This is a genomic window from uncultured Methanobrevibacter sp., from assembly GCF_902801725.1.
GTDB lineage: Archaea > Methanobacteriota > Methanobacteria > Methanobacteriales > Methanobacteriaceae > Methanocatella.
In genome coordinates, this window is the sequence record NZ_CADCJB010000010.1 from 31,209 (window position 1) to 50,383 (window position 19,175).

Genomic DNA, 19,175 nt, shown 5'->3' on the forward strand with positions numbered 1-19,175 from the left:
TACTGTTATCCCTAGCTTTAACATGATGCTGCAATAAAATGGACAAAAATGCAAACCCTATAAAAACATGAAAAAGAAAGTAAAATCAATATAATGTTAAAAAAAAGAAAAATAGAATTTTTAGTAAAAATATAAGAGGTATTGAACATCTCCCCCTGCAGAAGCAGGAGAATTCATGTTCAATAGCCAAAATTATTTTTTAAACCTATTTAACCGAATAGTAGCAATTGACAGCAATACACATAAAATCATCCAAATAGGATTACCTGTCGGATATTTCTCTAAGCTCGCACGGCCATGAGAATATTTACCTGAAACAGTAGTTTCATTATCAGTCTTATTCTCATCTAACGGATTGACCTTGATTGATCCTGTTGTGTTTGCAGACAAGTACTTATCGTCACCTGAGTAATATGCAACAATCTTATGTTTTCCGACTTTAAGACCCGGAATGACAAATATTGCCTTACCGTTCTTAATAGGAGCAATGTACCTTTTGCCATCAACATCAATTGTTATTGTACCGGTTGCATCGTCAGGAACGGTTACAGTAATCACACCATCCTTGCCGACGGTAATTGCAGGTGCATCAATATGTACAGGAGGTTTTAGCTTGTGTACCTTGAATGTGGTTGAATTATCACTTGGAAGGTAAACAGTAGTTCCGTTATAGCGTACATACACATCATATTTGCCTGCAGGCAAATCAGATACATAAAGTACTGCCTTTCCGTCCCTGATAGGAACGACATATTTCACACCGTCAACAATAACATCCACATTGCCTGTAACGCCTTTTGGTCCCACTTTAATATGGATAATTGCCTCTTCACCGATATAGATGTCTTTGGCCTTAACAGTGATTTTAGTCGGAATATTTCTTACATGGAACAGGTCACTTATATTGACGCTTGTGTAGTTTTCATTTCCAGGATATATTGCAAATGCAGGATAAGCACCAACAGGAAGGTTTACCAGATTCCAAGTTGAATTTCCAAGATAGCTGTTTTTACCGGCACCCAATACATCAGTTGTTACGACTCCATTATCAAGAGATATTGTTACTGTAATTCCATAGACGGTTACGTTTACAGTACCTGGAGCATTGACTGTCACGTTGAGTACTTCAATTTCTCCAACCCAAATGTCTACAACTTCGATTGTGATAACCGGAACTGCACGTGCTACATTGAATGTGCCTGATGTTGAATTAGGGACATAGTTGACATCCCCTCCATAGGTCACATCCACTGTGTAGTTACCTGCTGCAAGATCATCAACCGGCAATATGACTTTACCGTTTTCAATTGGCACATCGGTGTATGTTCTTCCGCCGACTGTAATGTTTACAGTGCCTGTTGCATCATCCGGCAATACCACTACGAGATTTTCATCGTCGCCATAAGTGATATCATAAGTGTAAAGCTCAATTGGAGTATCCAACCTTACGACTGTCACATTGTCGGATGTGTAGTTGTTGTTTGTTGGGTCAGTGTCGTTTTCAGAAGATGTTACAACAACTGAATTCTCAATTATGCCAAGTGAAATGACTTTAACGACCAGAGTCAATGTTGAAGTTTCACCATTTGCAAGATTTCCTACATACCAAATGTTTTTATCAACATCATAGGTACCCTTGTCTGAAACATATCGAACAAGAGTTACATAATCTGATAATTTTTCAAAAACATTTACGTTTGTTGCATCGCTTGGTCCATTATTGCGGACTGTGATTACATAAGTCAAATCGTCACCATATCTGGCTTCCACCACATTCACGGTCTTGTTGACTTCCACATCAACAATTGGAAGTGCAGTGACATTATCTGAACTGCCGTTGTTGTTGGACTTGTCAGTGTCATTTTCATTTGAAGTTACATTGACTGTGTTTGGTATTTCACCAATGCCAATGACTTTTGCAATTATGTTTAAAATAACAATTTCATTGACTTTCAAATTACCTATTAAAGCAATGCCTGATTTGCTGTCATAAGTAATGTCGCTACGTGAGGCGTCAAGATATAGGAATTCCAGGCGAGGATCCAATTTATCAACTACAACAACGCCAGTAGCATTGCAAGGACCTTCATTTTTAACGACAATTGTGTAAATGACCTGGTCAGTGACATTGACAACTATTTTGTTTACTGATTTTGCAATCTTAATATCCACAATCGGTAAAGCGGTTACATTATCGGATGTGTAATTATTGTTGGATTTGTTAGTGTCGTTTTCATGGCTTGTTACTGTTACAGTATTTTCAATGGTTCCGTTTGCAATCACTTTAACAGTCAATTCCAGCCATACAGGAGAATTGACAATTAATTCGTCAATATGCCAGATATTAGTTGAACTGTCATAGGTACCAATCCATGTATTGTACCTGACGAATTCTACCAGCGGACTTAAATGTTCAAATACATTGACGTCAGTAGCAGTCCATGGTCCCAGGTTAATCAGACTGATTGTATATGTGATATAATCAGTTACATTTACTCTAGTCACATCGACTGTTTTAATGACTTTTAAATCAACAATCGGCAATACTGTAATGTTTGTAATGTTAGCATGGTTATTTGTAATGTTGGTATCCTTTTCAAAGACTGTTACATTAACTTCATTTGAAAGGGTGCCCACTTTAGTAACATTTGCTATTATGATTAAAGTTGCGCTTTCGCCCACTTTCAAATCACCAATAGACCATGTGTATCCATCATATATTCCTTTTGTCGCTTCCCAGTAATAATCACTACCAAGACAGTCACTTAAAGCTTCAAGAACATCTATTCCTGTAGCATTACAAGGACCGTCATTGGTTACTGTAATTTCGAATCTGATTTTATCAGTAACGTTGACAAAGCCTGTAACATTTACATCCTTTGTGATTTTGACATCCACAATTGAAATTGCAGTAATGTTTTCTATAGTGAATTCATCATTTGAAGGGTCAGTGTCGTTGTCCCAACCGAATATTTTAACATAATTTGTGAAGTTACCCGGTGAAGTAACACGAGCAATAATTGTTAAATTCAAATGTTCGTCTTTATCTAAAAATCCAATAAACCAGGTATAACCATCATATGTAGTGTTCCTAGGTGCAGTATAGTTAACCAGTTCAAGATGAGGATCCAATCCTTCAAGTACATATACCCCTGAAGCATTGAACGGACCGTTGTTATAAGCTGTGATTGTGAACTTTATTAAGTTAGTAACATTGACGATGCCTGTAACATTGACTGTTTTGGTAACGCCCCTGTCAAGTTCAGCCCGCACCACAATAGTAGTGATATTGTCCCTGTTGTTGGTAAGGTTTGTATCAACTTCAGCGCATGTAACATTAACTTCATTTGTAATATTTCCAGAATACATTATTTGGGCAACAATCTTTAAAGTTGCTGTGCTTCCATTAGCTAAATTGCCAATTTTCCAAGTATAACCGTCAAAACTACCATAGTCTGTATAATATCTGCTCATTTTAAGTGAAAAGCTTAGAGGTTCTGCCACATATACATATGTAGCATTACAAGGACCATTATTTTTAACGGTTATTGTGAATTCAAGCCAGTCGTATATATTCATTTTAGTAACGCTGACATTGACAGTTTTATTAATCTCCAAATCAACAATAGACTGTGCTGTGATATTATCGATTTCATCCCTGTTATTGGATTTGTTGGTATCATTTTCACTGCTTGTTACAACAACAACATTTGAAATTGTTCCGTTAGATATTACGGAAGCTTCAATAGTTAAAACCAGACGAGACTGAGCATTTAACTTACCGATATACCAAATACCTTTATCTTTATCATAATTACGACGACCATCACTTGTAGTATAGGATTCCAAATGAAGATAAGGACTTAAAACCTCACTGACATTAACATTAGTGGCATCAGACGGTCCTGCGTTGAAAACAGTTATAACGAACTTGATTTTGTCAGTCACATTGACGACACCTGAAACATTAACCCATTTAGTGATTTTCAAATCAACAACAGGCAATGCTGTGATGTTCTTAATGCTGTCCTTATTGTTGGACTTGTTGGTATCGTTTTCCCTGCTTGTTGCAACAACAACATTTGAAATGGTTCCATTAGATTTTACCTGAGCTTCAATAGTTAAAACCGCAACAGACTGATTAGTTAAAATAGGGATATGCCAAATACCCTTACCCACATCATAGGATCCGTGAGTTACATCATAATATTTCAAACGAAGGAGTGGGCTTAAATCTTCAGTCACATTGACATCAGTAGCATCACAAGGACCCTTATTTTTAAGAGTTATTGTGAATACGATTATATCAGACACATTGACAACAGTATTTTTGATATTGACTGTTTTGGTAATTGCCAAATCGACAATAGGCAATGCAGTGATATTCTTAATGCTGTCATTATTGTTGGACTTGTTGGTATCGTTATCGTTACCTGTAATTGTTACCGCATTGGTAATATTACCTGCTGAAATAGCTCGAGCGATAATAATTAATTTTAAGACTTCATCCTTATCCAATATACCGATATTCCATGTATAACCATCATATGTAGTGCCTCTAGGTGCATCATAGCTAATCAATTCCAGATGACTATCCAAAGTTTCCCCCACAAAGACACCAGTAGCATTGGCAGGACCATTATTTGTAACTGTTATAGTGAATTTGATTTTATCGGTTACGTTGATGAATCCTGTGACATTAACCTCTTTAGTAATATTTAAATCCACATTAGCCTTTGCAGTAATGTTTTTAATAGCATAACGGTTATTAGTATAGTTCATTTCATCTTCATGACATGTCACCATTACTGCATTGGTAATATTTCCTGAATAAATAACCTGTGCAATAATTTTTAATGTTGCATTGGTTCCGTTAGCCAAATCACCGATGTACCATGTGCTATTGGTATAGTTATACACGCCCTTGGACGGAGTATTGGAAATCATGAGGAGGTGATAATCCAGATATTCGCTGACACTGACATTGGTAGCATCACAAGGCCCGTCATTGTATACAGTAATTTTGAATTCAATTTTATCAGTCGCATTGATTATATCTGTAACATTTGACTCCTTGACAATGCGCATATCTGTATACGGAAGTATTTCAAATACTTTCCAGTCAGAGTCACCTGTGTGATTTATATCCCCATCATACCTGGCAGTCACATTATAAGTGCCCGGCATCAAATTGAATACCTCTTTTATAGGAAAACCTTGACTGCCGTTAACAACATTAACTGGGAAAGATGTATGAGCAGTATCATTGAATGTTATATGAACAGTTCCGTTTATGTCACCCCATGCACCATCTGTCAGATAGATAAGGAAACTTTGATAGTCACCATAATGAATTGGACTATTAACAAAAAGGTTTACAAGACTTCTGTTGGACAATGTATCTCTTAAATAGGTATAATACCTGTCAGATTCATGAACATATGCAAAGTAGTATTCTTCACCTTCTTTAGCATCAAATATGTAATAAATCCTACCATTCTCATCAGTGGTTAAGTTTGCAACGTTTATCCTCTGACCGAGGCCATTGTATGTTTCGACTGTTACATTTATATTTGCTTCCCTATCGCTTTTTTCTGGTGGAGAATAGGTTACAGTTCTTCCTCCAACATCCCAGTAGGTTACATTGTCACAGGAAATGAAATCATTACCATCGTGCCAAATTGCATTTAACAGATTGTCGAATCCCACAAATACTGCAGTAGTGTAATTATTTCCATGCTCATCATAGCCAACAGCCTTTTCTATGAATTTATTTGAATTTGCCTGGTTGTCTAGAAGAACAACATCCTGCAAATAGACGTTTCTGAACTTATTTCCATATATTGCAGAACCTTGGAATGCAGTATTGTTGGTTAAGTTGGTTCTTGTGATTTCAGTATTTCTGTTATGATTCATGTTAACATTATTATAGTATATGGCACCACCCTTTTCCTCAGCAGTGTTGAATTCCAAGGAAGAATCATATATTCTGATTTGATGATTATCTATGAAGATTGCTCCACCTCTCTTAGCACTGTTGTGTGAAAATGAGGCATTGTTCAATACATCATCTCCAGCAATTCCATATCCAAATAAAGCACCACCATCAAGAGCAACATTGCCCCTAAAGGAAGTGTTCCAGATATTAGTAGGTCTAACACTATATACTGCACCACCATAATCAGCAGTATTTTCTACAAATGAAGAATTATAAACATTAAAGTCATCAGATTTCGCATACAAATAAACAGCTCCACCATAAGAGTTTCCATTTCCTGTTGAAGCACGTGACCCTATGACAGTAACATTATTCATAGAATTTATGCCCTGAGCATTTTGGAAGCAAATAGCCCCGCCGTGAATATCACCAGTATCTCTTGAAGCCAGTGCATTAATGATGTATACATTATTTAAACTGTGGACATTATCCAAATAAATTGCACCACCATCAGCACTATTTGCTGAATTTGTGACATTTGTTTGAGAGTATTCAATATATATGTCGCTGATAGTAGGATTGTTACCTTTCCAGTAGATTGCTCCTCCACGACCGTTGGCTAGTGTATTTGAAATGGAAGCGTTTATTAAAGTACCTGAATTACCATCCCAATAAATAGCACCACCATTAAAGTTCATTTTTACAGATGAAGCAGATGAATCATCAATTTGAATATTGGTCAGTTTATTGGAAGCTCCGATAACGCAAATAGCTCCACCATTACCTGATTTTGTATTGCTTTGATAATTATTATTTGTAGATGACTTGGATATTTTAATATCATCCAATATACAATCAGTAGTTCTTAAATAAATGGCACCACCGTTAGCAGATTCACTTTTACTATTATCAATAATATTTGATGAAGAATTGAATATTGTTACATTATTCATCTTACCGTTGGCTCCAGTCCAATATATGGCACCACCATATCCATCAAGCACCTCAACATTTTGAATAGTGACATTAATTAAAGAAGAAAATTTACTTTCTACGTAAATAGCTCCACCCCAATTCTTATTGGCTGTAGAATTTATGATAGCACAATTGGAAATTGTAATATTTTCATCTTCCGAACCAATACGAATTGCAGCACCACCTAAACCATATGTGTTACCTGGATAAGTTTGATTAGTGTAAGAATTGTATATATAACAATGGTCAATTACTGAACCGTCAGCATGCTTTTCTTTCATAATGATTGTTCCACCACTGGCCATAGCTTTGTTACCGTCAAAGGTATTGTTGTAAATCCATGAATCACTCATTTGATTTGCAATAGCACCACCATGTTTTTTTGCAGTGTTATTGTAAAATTGATTATTGGACATCATTAAACGATAACCTTTACCGCCCTGGTCACCAGTGTAAAGAGCACCACCGTCACCATATGCTGTATTGTTAACAAACAGACAGTTATTGATAGTACTGTTACTTGCATAATACCAGTCGATAGCACCACCGTGATGCCCATATGCAGTATTGTTGATGAAAATACAATTTAAAATCAAACCACCAGGAGGAATAAAGTTAGGATCACCGGCAGTCCAGAAAATTGCGCCTCCACCTTCTTTAGAACCATGACATGCATTATTAGTGAATGTAGAACCTAAAATAGTATCGTCACCATGACCTCCTTTCCAGTTAATGGCACCTCCGTTTCTTACTGCATCATTGCGGTCAAACCAGCATGAATACACTGATGCATTTGAACCACCAATATCCAAAGCACCACCATCAGTATATGTTGCATTGTTGCATGTGAAATTAGTGTTGGATATGATAGTATCATTTCCAAAAACCATAATAGCACCTGCAGACTTTGCTGTATTATTATCTAGATTACAGTACATAATCTGGGTGTTCTCTCCGTTAATGTATATTGCACCTGCCGTATTTGCAGCACATAAAGTGAAGTTGGAAAATGCAACAACAGTTTTTACATCATCAATATAAATTGCGCCTCCAGAATTTGATCCTTTGGCAACACATTCATAAAATGAGGAATAACGAATTTTTGTTTCCTGACCATCCACATATATTGCTCCACCATTACTATTAGAATAGACATTTTCAAATTTAGAGCCTTCAATTGTGGTATTAGTTCCATTAATAGTTATTGCCCCACCATTTCTAGAAGAAAAACTGTTATTGAATGTAGATGATTTAATAACCGCCTGTTCACCTACAATGTAAATGATTCCCCCATCTCTAGAAGCGTGACTTTTATTAAAGTTGGATTCCTCAATAATTGTCCTTTCACCTTTAACATAAATTGTTCCACCTTGAGCATAATTACCATAAACTTCATTGTTATTGAATTGTGATGTTGTAATGTGAGTGTCCGGCCCATCAATGTAAATAGCACCCCCACCATCAACATTTACAACATTACCTTTAGCTATGCATCCCTCGAATTTGCTTCCGGCAATGTTTGTACCACCACCGGCAACATAAATAGCTCCGCCATCTTTATTGGCAATACAATCTGTAACATTGGAATCCTTGATTAAAGCACCCCATGCGTATAAATAGACAGCACCACCATATGTTGCAGTACTTGATTCGAATGTGGAATCATAAATTTTAGCATAGTTACCAAATACATAGATGTCTCCACCAGAAGTACCTTGACAATTATCAAAATTAGACCCATTTATAACTGTATAAGCACCATTAATGTAAACAGCACCACCTTCCATCCTAGAGGAATAATCTGAGAAATTAGATTTTGAAATATTAGCATAAGTACCATCTACATAAATTGCACTGCCCTGATATGGATCTTTCCTATTATATTTTGAAGAATGTTTGAAAGTAGAATTGTCAACCAAAGTATTGGAACCGCTTATATGGATAACTCCACCTAAATATGCATAACAGTATTCAAAGTTACAATCCAAAACCTTAGCATCACTACCACTAATTTCGATTGCTCCACCGTGAGCATAATCATTTTTAGCTGTACTTCTTGTAAAGTTTGAACGTGAAATGGATGCATCTGCACCATAAATAAATATTGAACCACCATCATAGAGAGTGGTTGTACAATTATCAAATACGTTTTCAGTGATGTTTACATCATCACCCCATACTGATATGGCACCACCGTAATTAATGGCATCACCATATGCAAAGTCAGAGTTTGAAATGGTTGCACTATCACCCTGCACATATATTGCACCACCGGAACCGCCTAAGACGCCTTCTGCGCTGTGGCCTGATGCAAGATTATGCCTGAACAATGAATCATTTACAAGAGTATTGAGACCGTCGATAAATATTGCACCACCAATATATGCCTGAGTTGCGTCAAAAGAACAGTTTAAGATTTGAGTGTTGTTACCTATAATATAAATTGCACCACCATTATTAACAGCAGTACAGTCTTTAAATTCAGTTTCATTAATTATTACGTCATTTCCTGTGATGAAAATTGCTCCTCCATCCACTTTAGAAGAGTCTTTACCCGCATCAATGTAAGCTTCACTAGCTGTAAAACTTGATTTTGAAAGGGTCAGATTATTTCCTATAACAGATAATGTACCTCCACGGGTACTTGAAGTATTAACACCATCAGGTTTTGTTTTACTTATACCTTTATTATTATTACATGTGATATTGTATATAATACCGTTATCACCTTTCCAGTATACTGCACCACCATCGTCGCCAGCAATGTTGCCTGTAAATGTAGAATTGGACAAAGTACAATTATCCCCTGCAACATATAACGCAGCACCTTCCAAATTAGCGCCATTTCCTGTGAATTTGCCATGATCGATTAAGGCATCATGACCTTCCACATAAATAACACCACCAGATAAGTTAGCATTACAGTTTTCAAATTCACATCCAAGGATATTTGTATTATTTCCAATAATGTACAAAGCACCACCGTTTTGACCAGTAGAAGCGCAGCTACCAAATAAACATTCAACTATATCATTTTCATTACCGGTGATGAATAGAGCGCCACCATTAGATTTGACACTGCTATCAGTGAAATTGGATTTGCTTATTGTAACATTGGAACCGGTAAGACAGATTGACCCACCTTTAGAAGTAGAATTCTTTCCTTCGGTTGGATTATATCCGCTTATACCTCTATTTCCTACACAGGATATATTGAATATTGTACCGTTATTACCTTCCCAGTATACTGCAGCACCGTCATCCCATGCAATATTTTTGGTAAAATTGGAACTGGTTATATTACAATAATCTCCAGCAACATACACTCCAGCACCGTCATCGACTGCAGTGTTTTCATTGAAAGCTGTGAGGTTAATAATGGTATTGGGTGCGCTGATATAAATTGCACCACCTTTAAAAGCATTATTATTATTAAAATATGAATTTGTTATTTTGGAGATTTTGCCGGAATTATCCGATTCAATATAAACAGCACCACCATAATTGGTAGCATTGTTATTATTGAATGTACAATTAATAATATCTACTGAGGACCCAGGATTTACTTTAACTGCACTACCATCAATGCCTTTTGCATTAACGAAGATAATGTTTTTTAAAGTAACGTGGGAATTTCCTGCGATATTAAAAATAGCCCCTTCCTTTTCTGCATCCAATTCGTTGTTCTGACCATTTATTGTTATGCTTTTTGAAATGTCAATTACATGGCCACCAGAATATGTATAATTCTTACTTAACAGTAATGTATTGTCTTCCGGAGTTGATTGGATTTCACTTTCAAGTTCAGAGAAAGTTCCGGGCGGATCTTGCAAAATCTCATTATGGTTGTCTGTCATCTGAATGGTGTTTTGATCATTTGCAGCAGACAAAGAAATATTATTAACATTATCGTTTGCTGAAGCAATAGTCATAACAGAAAAAAACACGATGAACAAACAACAAATAACAAGTATTTGTCTCGTATTCATTAAATTACAACCTCATTTTTCAACAATATAATACTAATAAGCTTGCCTGAATATTATTAATTATATATTTAAGATATATATGCTTTTCTTTTATTTTTTCCAAAAAATATTAAAAATATTTTATAAAAATGAAACAAGATAATTCGACTGTTTAAAAATGAAAAATAAATGAAATGATATTTAAAATTTTAAAAAAATTCTATAAAAATTATTCATTCTACAATAGACGATAAACAACATACCTTGTCAAAAAATAAGAAAATTTGCTAAACTGTAAATAAAAATGAAAAAAGAATAAACATATTTATCAATTTAAAAAAAATTAATAATTAACTAGAAAATAAAACAATATCTTTTTTAAACTAATAAAAATCTACAATATACAAGAAAAATGAAAAAAATGCCATAAAAATGAATCAGATGAAAAATTTAAAAATAAAAAAAGAAATGAAAAGCAATTATTCAATTACTTTACTTTTAATGATTTCTACTCTTTTGAGAGGGTAGATTTTTTTAGCATTGTGGTAAATTTCAGATGCTAATTTACCGTTTACGCAAACTTTTACCAAATCATCAAATGATTTTTCAGCAGCGGTTTGTCTGAGTAAATCTTCGATAACACTTCTCATGTATTTTTGTTGGGAAGATTTAGCTCTTCTGATAGTTACTGCTAAAACTTGGAGTTTGATTTTGCGATCATCTTTAGTTGTAACTACTGCGGAAGCATCGATTCTGGAGGTTCCTCTTCTAATCATACTTCTTACATAATCAGTAGTGGTTTTGTGGCCAGTGAATTTTGTGTTTGCAACATCACCTGCAACATTATCAATTTCAAACCTGAGTTTGATGTATTGTTTTGAGAAATCTCCAGTTAATTCTCTCATAGTAACTTCTACGCCTCTTCCGATGAGAAGTTCAGGGTCTCTTGCAGGAGTTTCTCCAATTTCTTTATCTTCAAAGTTCACTGGTGTTTTGATAGTATACCAGGATTTTTCTTTCCATGTATCACGTACTCTACGTCTTGCTTTTGCTTTTGCCATTATATCAACCGTTTTTTAATAAGTAATATTATATAATAAATATAGCTTTCGCTATTAAAATTTTAAAAATAGTCTAAAAATACAGTATTTAACCAATATAATACTAACTGTACTGCAATAAGGATTATAAATAATTATTGATTTATAATCAGTTATTTGACTATTGTGAGTTATTCTCACTTTATTTAAAGAAAATATTTGTAATTAAGTTTTAATTAATAAAACCCGCCCATAAAGGTTATTTTTAATTATTTTATTCATGGTATATAAAGATTTTTAAAATCGACCCAAATTTTAAAAAAAATGAAGATTTCAAAAAATATATTTTGAAAATTCATCACAAAATCATCCACAAAAAACAGCAAATAATGCTTTAAATGACGAAAATAAGCCCTAAAATTACTTATTGCTGACGATTGAAAAGTGCAATAGGAACATATTTCTTATACAATCCACACTCATCAACGTCCATATTGTTTACAAAATCCTTGCTGGTCTTCTTGTTGCTCATGGAAAGCATCATATGAGTGTTTATATATCCCCTTTGGCTAATCAGCTTCAATAGCCTTTTACCATAGGTCAATTGAGGGTCTGCTATACGGTCGAGCATCAATTTCAGTGTGTTGTCCTCATCAAGGTTCAGCACCTCACACATGCCATGCATCTCATTGATGATTTCAGAAGCCCATTTTTTAAGAGTGATTTCCTCACCATCCCTTAAAAGCCTCATTTTATCATCATATGCCCCTTCAGCAGTTTTTTCCTCATTAATTTTTGCTTCCTTTTGCCAATCTTCATAATCTGATTCATTTTTAATCAGCATATAAATTAAAAACAAGTGCAAAAATTCCATATCATGACGTATAAGACCACATTTATAAAACGGATTAATATCAAGAGTTCTTATTTCAACATACTCAATTCCATCATCTTTAAGTGAATTCAACATGTCTGATGGATCTTTTGGCTTCAATCTGATTTGAGTGTAGAGTTCTTTTGCTTCGGACAAATCCCCTGCATCAATAAATGACTGCACATCCCGAGTAAAAGCTTCTACAGATTCATAACTAGGGCGCAAATCCTTTAAATTTTTATATCCGCATGAAGAATTCCTAAATGATGGTCCTTTAGTACTATAATAACTGCCATACATATCTCGGGCATCCATCAGGTGAATGCAGTCCTTTGAAAAGGAATCATGCAAGCCAATTGAGCATCCTGTCAGATAGATAATCAGCCAGCAATGCCTCAGGTAATTTCGGGCAATCTTCAAATAGACCTGATTTTTAAATTCCCTATAAGAAGAATCAACACCTGTGATTTTATATAACTTCCCCAAAACATCTTCAGCAAAAGAAAAGTTAAAATGAACGCCTGAAATCATCTGCTTTTTAAATCCGTACTTTTTAGCCAGTTCAATTCGGTATTTTTCAGATGCCTCACCTTCTTCACCATACCTTGCAATAGGAATCTTTTCCGTATATGGCAATATGCATGGAATTGACTGAAACCATAGATATTCATCATCCGGAAGGGAAGCATTGACCAAATCCGCCAAAAGAGAGAATACATTAAATGCTTCATCAATTGAGTCAAAAGTAGGTGTTATTATTTCAATTTGGCTTTCAGAAAAATCAGTAGTTATCAGGGGATTCTTTAACTTATCTCCAAAAACTTCAGGGTGCGGTGTTAAAGATAGTTTACCATCAGAATAGGCTCTAAGACTTTCCCATTCAATTCCAAAAGAGCCTTTTAATATTTCATCAGCAGATAATTTACACAAATTTGATAAATCCATTTAAATCCCCTACTGTTACTTACTATATAACTTGCGTTATTTAAATATTATTAAAAATAAGATGAAAAGTTAACTTTTCATGAAATTAACATGATCAATATATCTTTGCAACACCTCATCAATCGGTCCTTCATCCATTACCAATTTAATGCCTTGGTCATCTGCTTTTATTTTTGATTTGAACCCATATTGAACAGCAATTAAAACATCACAGTCACTGCAAGTTTTCAATACCTTACCGCCCTGATGTTTTGAATCTTCAGCAATTTCAATGTCCCTTTTTTCGACAAATTCCAATTTGTCATCCCAATCATAAACATAAACAGATTTTCCTTTTCCAAGATGCAAATCTACATTTTCACCATCGGAAGATACAACAGCCAATCTCATTTCACTCACCTACATATTAATTTAAAAAAAAGCATTCAATCAAACATGACATTTAATTAAATGCTCTTGCAATTATAATGATTTTAAACTTCTGCACCATCTAATGCATGAAGACATGTGCAATCTGCTTCATCATCAACATTTTTTATAAAATTATATATCAATTCAAGTAGCTCAACTTCTTTTTCAGCAACCATTTCGAAAACTTCATCAATTGTCAGAGCATCATCTGAAATTCCTGAAGCATAATTGGATACGATGCAGATTGAATTATAGCACATTTCCCTTTCACGAGCCAAAGTAACTTCAGGAACGCCAGTCATTCCCACAAGATCGCCTCCAAGCATTTTAAACATTTTAATTTCAGCAGGAGTCTCGAATCTTGGTCCTTCTGTACAGACATATGTTCCGCCTAAAATCACATCCCCTGATTTATCCAAAACATCCTTCAAATTGCCACAATAAGGTTCTGTAACATCTATATGGACCACTTTATCTTCATAAAATGTTTTTACTCTATTCTGTGAAAAATCTAAAAAATCATCTGGGATAACGAATGAACCTGGAGGCATCTCCAAATTCATGGACCCTACAGAGTTTGTAGCAATTATCTTTGTAACACCAACATTTTTCAATGCATCAATATTGGCTCTGAAATTGATTTTGTGGGGAGGAATGCTATGGCCTGATGCGTGGCGAGGAATGAAAGCCACCTTTTTTGAAAATATATCCAAAATGGAAACTTCCACATCACCGTAATCGGTTTCAACCAGTTTTTTAGTGCATTTGTCAGCCTTGTTGGTAATTTCATATACCCCGCTGCCGCCGATTATACCAATCATCAACATCATCCTTTTGTAACAGCCAATGGTTTAACACGTGCAACCAATTTTGCAATTCCTGTGCTATCAGATACGCGAACAACACTATCCACATCTTTATAAGCTCCAGGAGCCTCTTCGGCAATTACATGCTTACTGCTGGCCTTGATTTTAATTCCTCTGTTTTCCATGTCTTCGGTAATTTCATCTGCGGAGTAATCCTTCTTAGCCTGAGACCTTGACAATACTCTTCCTGCACCATGAGCTGTGGATCCGAATGTTTCCTCCATTGCAACTTCAGTTCCGTGCAATACATATGATGCAGTCCCCATAGTTCCCGGAATCAATACCGGCTGTCCAACATCTCTGTATTTTTCAGGAACTTCTTCATTTCCAGGACCGAATGCACGGGTCGCTCCTTTTCTGTGAACAAGCAAATCCTCTTCACGGTTATAAACCTTATGGTTTTCCATTTTAGCGATATTATGAGCCACATCATAAAGAATATTCATTTCCATATCTTTTGCAGACTTTCCAAGTACATCTTCAAATGTTTCACGAACCCAATGAGTTATCATTTGTCTGTTTGCCCATGCATAATTTGCTGCTGCAGACATTGCCATTATATAGTTTTGAGCCTCTTTTGAGTCAAGTGGAGCACATGCAAGTTGCCTGTCAGCAATATTGATTTTATAATTTTTATAAGCCTTGTCCATTATTCTCAAGTAATCGGAACAGATTTGGTGCCCGCATCCTCTGGAACCTGTATGAATCATTATGACAATCATTCCTTTGGAAAGACCATATACCTCAGCCACTTCCTCATTATAGATTTCATCAACGACTTGGATTTCCAAAAAGTGGTTTCCTGAACCAAGTGAACCTAATTGAGGAATTCCTCTTTTTTTAGCTTTATCGGATACGACACTTGAGTCAGCATCAACCATACGGCCGTTTTCTTCAAGAACTTCAAGATCTTCGCTCCACCCGTATCCATTTTCAACAGCCCATTCAGCTCCAAAATCGAGAACCTTGTCGATTTCACCTTCTTCGAGTCTTATTTTGCCTTTGCTTCCAACGCCTGAAGGTATATTTTCAAATAGCTTTTCTGTAAGCTCATCTATATGTTCTTCAATATCTTCAACAGTCAGATTTGACTTAATTAACCTTACACCACAGTTAATGTCAAATCCGACACCTCCAGGAGATACGATACCTGTCCTTAAGCTGAATGCAGCAACACCCCCTATTGGAAAACCGTATCCGAAGTGAATATCAGGAAGTCCGATAGAGTATTTCTGAACGCCCGGAAGACAGGCGACATTAACGATTTGCTGTACAGCACCCTCTTCCAAATTCTCAAAGCTTTCGTCATCAATGTAGAATCTTCCAGAAGCTCTCATCTGTTTGTTGTAAGAGCCTGAAATTTCATAAACATTATCCCTAACTTTTTTAATTTCGTCTTTAATAGTCATAAAAATCACAGAATTATTATGCTTTAATATTTATAGGAGATATTTAAATAAAGTTTCGGTAAAATCAGGAAAAATGAAAAAATATGTGAAAAATAAAAAAAATAGAATATCCCAAAGACGCTTAAAAAAAAAATTATTCATCAACAAACTGGTTTAAAAAGGAAATAACCTTATCCCCCATAAGAGCATAGTCCTCTTCCTTGAAATAATACTCTTTTTTAGTATTTTCTTGAATTAAAACTACTGAATCTGGAACATTATCCCTGAATAAACCTGTATCTAATATTGAATGGAAATAATTATTGTTTGTTCCAACAAAAAGAGATTTAGCCTTTATATCCGATAATTTATTGACAACATCAAATTTCATGTCGCATTCGTTTCTGAATTTGAAATCGTAGATGTCCCTAAAGAAGCATTCATCAGCAAAATCCTCAAAAATCACAGAAATATCATCATTATCAAAATTATCAAATGCAAATTTGGAGGATGAGTGGGCAAAAAGCAATGCGTTAATTGCAAGGAGCGCTTTATTTTTAGATGCACTATATTCATCACCCAAATCATCTACAGATTCAATTATAGCTTCAAAAGTCTTTGAAATGATGAATCTGTAACCGGAAACTTTAGCGGCGCTGTTTACAACAAATATAAATTTCATTTCATCAGGATATTCACAAGCCCATGTCAAAACCTGAAATCCGCCAATCCCTTCACCAATCAAACCCAAAATCTTTTTAATTTTGAATTTTTCATCCAGAAACTGCCTTTTGAAGTTTACCTGATCTCGGCAGTTATAACTTGGAAAATCATCATTCAATCCTGTTGATGATGGAGAACATGAACCTGGAGTTCCCAAAGAGCGTATAATGATAAAATAAAATTCATCAGCAAAATTGCTATTGTCTATTATATAACTATGGGAATTGCTTAAAAATGAGTAAATTCCCCGAAAGGTAGAGGAGAATATGATTGCATTGGTAATGTAACCGTCATCATCATATTTTGGAGTTCCATAAGTTGAATATTCAACTGCAACATTGTCAAGAACTCTCCCATATTCAAATTCAAAAGAATCCATCACGTGAATTCCCCTTTCGTTTAATGAATTAAAAATACTAGACATCAATAATAGGTATTACTTAAAAATATTTAAGTATTTTGATAACAATCGGCAAAACTACTTCCGAAATAGTGTCAATATACCTGCAGTAAGCAGAAACAATGCGCTAATCACATTAATATAATCCGCACCGACAATGACAAACATAGTTGCTATTAAAAAGCCTATACCTGCCAATTCCTCATTTTTTCTCAAGTAATATGTTGAAATGATTCCCAAAATAGAAGCCAATATTGCAATGAAACCTAAAAATGAAGTGTGTACCTGCCCAAAACTTTCGATAAAAATTAAAAAAGAGCCGGAAGTTATTCCAATAATGGAACCTAAAATACCCAAAATCGTTTCAAAAGTTCTTGAAATAGTTTTACGTCGTTTCATATTAAAATATATGGTTTTTATATTATAAATAACTTACAAATCGACAATAGCCTGAAGCTCATAGTGATTGATTTTTTTGACATCCATCATATGAAATGTTATTGCCTTAATTTCTGTTTTTCTTTCATGTTTTTGCCAATCGATTGGTTCACCGCAGATTGTTGCTTTGAGATTAAAAGCTCCGTCAAACTTTTCTATTTCAACATCAAAACTGGAAAAAAGCATAAAATCCACTTCATGGCAAAACAGCAACTCTTCAAGGTAATCATACAGCAAGGAAACTTCATCTTCCGAAGTTATTTCAAATGATTTGGAAATATCTGAAGATATATTGGAAGTATCTGAAATTATATTAAAAATAGCCAATCCTGCATTTTCAAAAGCCTCATTTAAATTATTCCCATAAGCTTTGAATCCAATGTCAGCAGTTACATCAAAATACTCATATTTTTTCATGATTTTTACCCCAGAATATTACTTTCCAAATGCTCTCTATCTCTTAGTTTATATTAGAATTTTAATAATAATAAGTATAGTGATTGATATGTTTGGCAATAAAGACACCACATTAAAAGCAGATTTAAGAAAAAAAAGTTCAATAAAAGATGAAATAAGATACAGTGACTATGATATTCAATCTTGCATGGTAATGCTTTGCGTGATAGTTGCATTACTATTATCCGTTATTTCTGTTGTAGCAGCAACACCAGGTTTGCTCTAAACTTGGTGCAACTATTTTTGAAAAAAAATACAATACCAAACCCTTAAGGCTGCACATTAGATAAAGCTTACCATGCAAAATCTAATGTTAACAGAAACTAATTTCCCGCAGGAAAATTAGATGACATATTCATCGGGGTTAAAACGCAATATAATTTCACGGGAATTTCCCTTAACCCCTTTTCCTGTAAATTTAGTATCAATCAACCTAACAAATTCCAGTTTGTCCAATGTCCTATTGAATGAAGAGCGACGAGCGCCGGTTTTATCCTCAAATAATTCAAACAGTTCTCCCGCAGTATAAACACCATCATAATCAGCTATTATTTTTAAAATAGCCTTTTCAGTGTCGTTTAAAGAATTAATAGTACGTTCGATATTTACAGATACAAGCGAGTCAATGGCCTTTTCATAGTGTTTTTCTAAAATTTCTCTGCTGGCGTCGGCTTCGGCAATATTTCCGCAGGATTTTAGAAGGTTGATTCCTATTCTCAAATCCCCGTTTTCATAGGTATACATTGCAATCTG

10 protein-coding genes and 1 pseudogene are annotated in these 19,175 nt (G+C 34.9%); 1 reads left to right on the forward strand and 10 read right to left on the reverse strand.

Annotated features, from left to right (window positions below; translation table 11 throughout):
- Positions 1-192: 192 nt before the first annotated feature.
- The 9 genes from QZV68_RS03055 to QZV68_RS03095 all read right to left on the reverse strand — a co-directional run bounded on the left by QZV68_RS03055 (position 193) and on the right by QZV68_RS03095 (position 18,383).
- Complete coding sequence (locus QZV68_RS03055; RefSeq protein WP_296878472.1) at positions 193-10,860, reverse strand: Ig-like domain repeat protein; 10,668 nt, start codon at positions 10,858-10,860, stop codon at positions 193-195.
- A gap of 500 nt (positions 10,861-11,360) precedes the next feature.
- Positions 11,361-11,942, reverse strand: coding sequence for a 30S ribosomal protein S3ae (locus tag QZV68_RS03060; protein WP_296878474.1), 582 nt, complete (start codon positions 11,940-11,942; stop codon positions 11,361-11,363).
- Between the two features lie 403 nt (positions 11,943-12,345).
- Positions 12,346-13,740, reverse strand: coding sequence for a glutamate--cysteine ligase (locus QZV68_RS03065; protein WP_296878475.1), 1,395 nt, complete (start codon positions 13,738-13,740; stop codon positions 12,346-12,348).
- Positions 13,741-13,809: 69 nt separating this feature from the next.
- On the reverse strand, positions 13,810-14,130 hold the full coding sequence (locus tag QZV68_RS03070; protein ID WP_296878477.1) for a NifB/NifX family molybdenum-iron cluster-binding protein: 321 nt from the start codon (positions 14,128-14,130) through the stop codon (positions 13,810-13,812).
- A gap of 83 nt (positions 14,131-14,213) precedes the next feature.
- The gene (gene mtnP / locus QZV68_RS03075; protein WP_296878479.1) at positions 14,214-14,972 is read right to left on the reverse strand and encodes an S-methyl-5'-thioadenosine phosphorylase; all 759 of its coding nucleotides are present in this window, start codon (positions 14,970-14,972) and stop codon (positions 14,214-14,216) included.
- A gap of 5 nt (positions 14,973-14,977) precedes the next feature.
- Positions 14,978-16,426 carry an RtcB family protein gene (locus QZV68_RS03080; protein WP_296878481.1) on the reverse strand — a complete coding sequence of 483 codons (1,449 nt, stop codon included), beginning with the start codon at positions 16,424-16,426 and terminating at the stop codon, positions 14,978-14,980.
- A gap of 133 nt (positions 16,427-16,559) precedes the next feature.
- Positions 16,560-17,507 (reverse strand): alpha/beta fold hydrolase, encoded by a 948-nt coding sequence (locus QZV68_RS03085; protein WP_296878483.1) that lies wholly within the window; start codon positions 17,505-17,507, stop codon positions 16,560-16,562.
- A 99-nt stretch (positions 17,508-17,606) separates the two neighbouring features.
- Positions 17,607-17,927 (reverse strand): hypothetical protein, encoded by a 321-nt coding sequence (locus QZV68_RS03090; RefSeq protein WP_296878485.1) that lies wholly within the window; start codon positions 17,925-17,927, stop codon positions 17,607-17,609.
- A gap of 33 nt (positions 17,928-17,960) precedes the next feature.
- Positions 17,961-18,383, reverse strand: coding sequence for an archease (locus QZV68_RS03095; protein WP_296878488.1), 423 nt, complete (start codon positions 18,381-18,383; stop codon positions 17,961-17,963).
- 88 nt (positions 18,384-18,471) lie between these two features.
- Here QZV68_RS03095 and QZV68_RS03100 point away from each other — a divergent pair, with 88 nt between their 5' ends.
- Positions 18,472-18,648: a hypothetical protein gene (locus QZV68_RS03100; RefSeq protein WP_296878490.1), complete on the forward strand. Its 177-nt coding sequence runs from the start codon at positions 18,472-18,474 to the stop codon at positions 18,646-18,648.
- Between the two features lie 116 nt (positions 18,649-18,764).
- Here QZV68_RS03100 and QZV68_RS03105 read toward each other — a convergent pair.
- Positions 18,765-19,175, reverse strand: a pseudogene (locus QZV68_RS03105) (AAA family ATPase); the annotation flags it as partial.

Excerpts from the sequence above, each read along its gene's own strand:
- QZV68_RS03095 (WP_296878488.1), bottom strand. The coding sequence starts at position 18,383 with ATGAAAAAATATGAGTATTTTGATGTAACTGCTGACATTGGATTCAAA.
- QZV68_RS03085 (WP_296878483.1), bottom strand. The coding sequence starts at position 17,507 with ATGGATTCTTTTGAATTTGAATATGGGAGAGTTCTTGACAATGTTGCA.
- QZV68_RS03090 (WP_296878485.1), bottom strand. The coding sequence starts at position 17,927 with ATGAAACGACGTAAAACTATTTCAAGAACTTTTGAAACGATTTTGGGT.
- mtnP (WP_296878479.1), bottom strand. The coding sequence starts at position 14,972 with ATGATTGGTATAATCGGCGGCAGCGGGGTATATGAAATTACCAACAAG.
- QZV68_RS03080 (WP_296878481.1), bottom strand. The coding sequence starts at position 16,426 with ATGACTATTAAAGACGAAATTAAAAAAGTTAGGGATAATGTTTATGAA.
- QZV68_RS03060 (WP_296878474.1), bottom strand. The coding sequence starts at position 11,942 with ATGGCAAAAGCAAAAGCAAGACGTAGAGTACGTGATACATGGAAAGAA.
- QZV68_RS03065 (WP_296878475.1), bottom strand. The coding sequence starts at position 13,740 with ATGGATTTATCAAATTTGTGTAAATTATCTGCTGATGAAATATTAAAA.
- QZV68_RS03100 (WP_296878490.1), top strand. The coding sequence starts at position 18,472 with ATGTTTGGCAATAAAGACACCACATTAAAAGCAGATTTAAGAAAAAAA.
- QZV68_RS03070 (WP_296878477.1), bottom strand. The coding sequence starts at position 14,130 with ATGAGATTGGCTGTTGTATCTTCCGATGGTGAAAATGTAGATTTGCAT.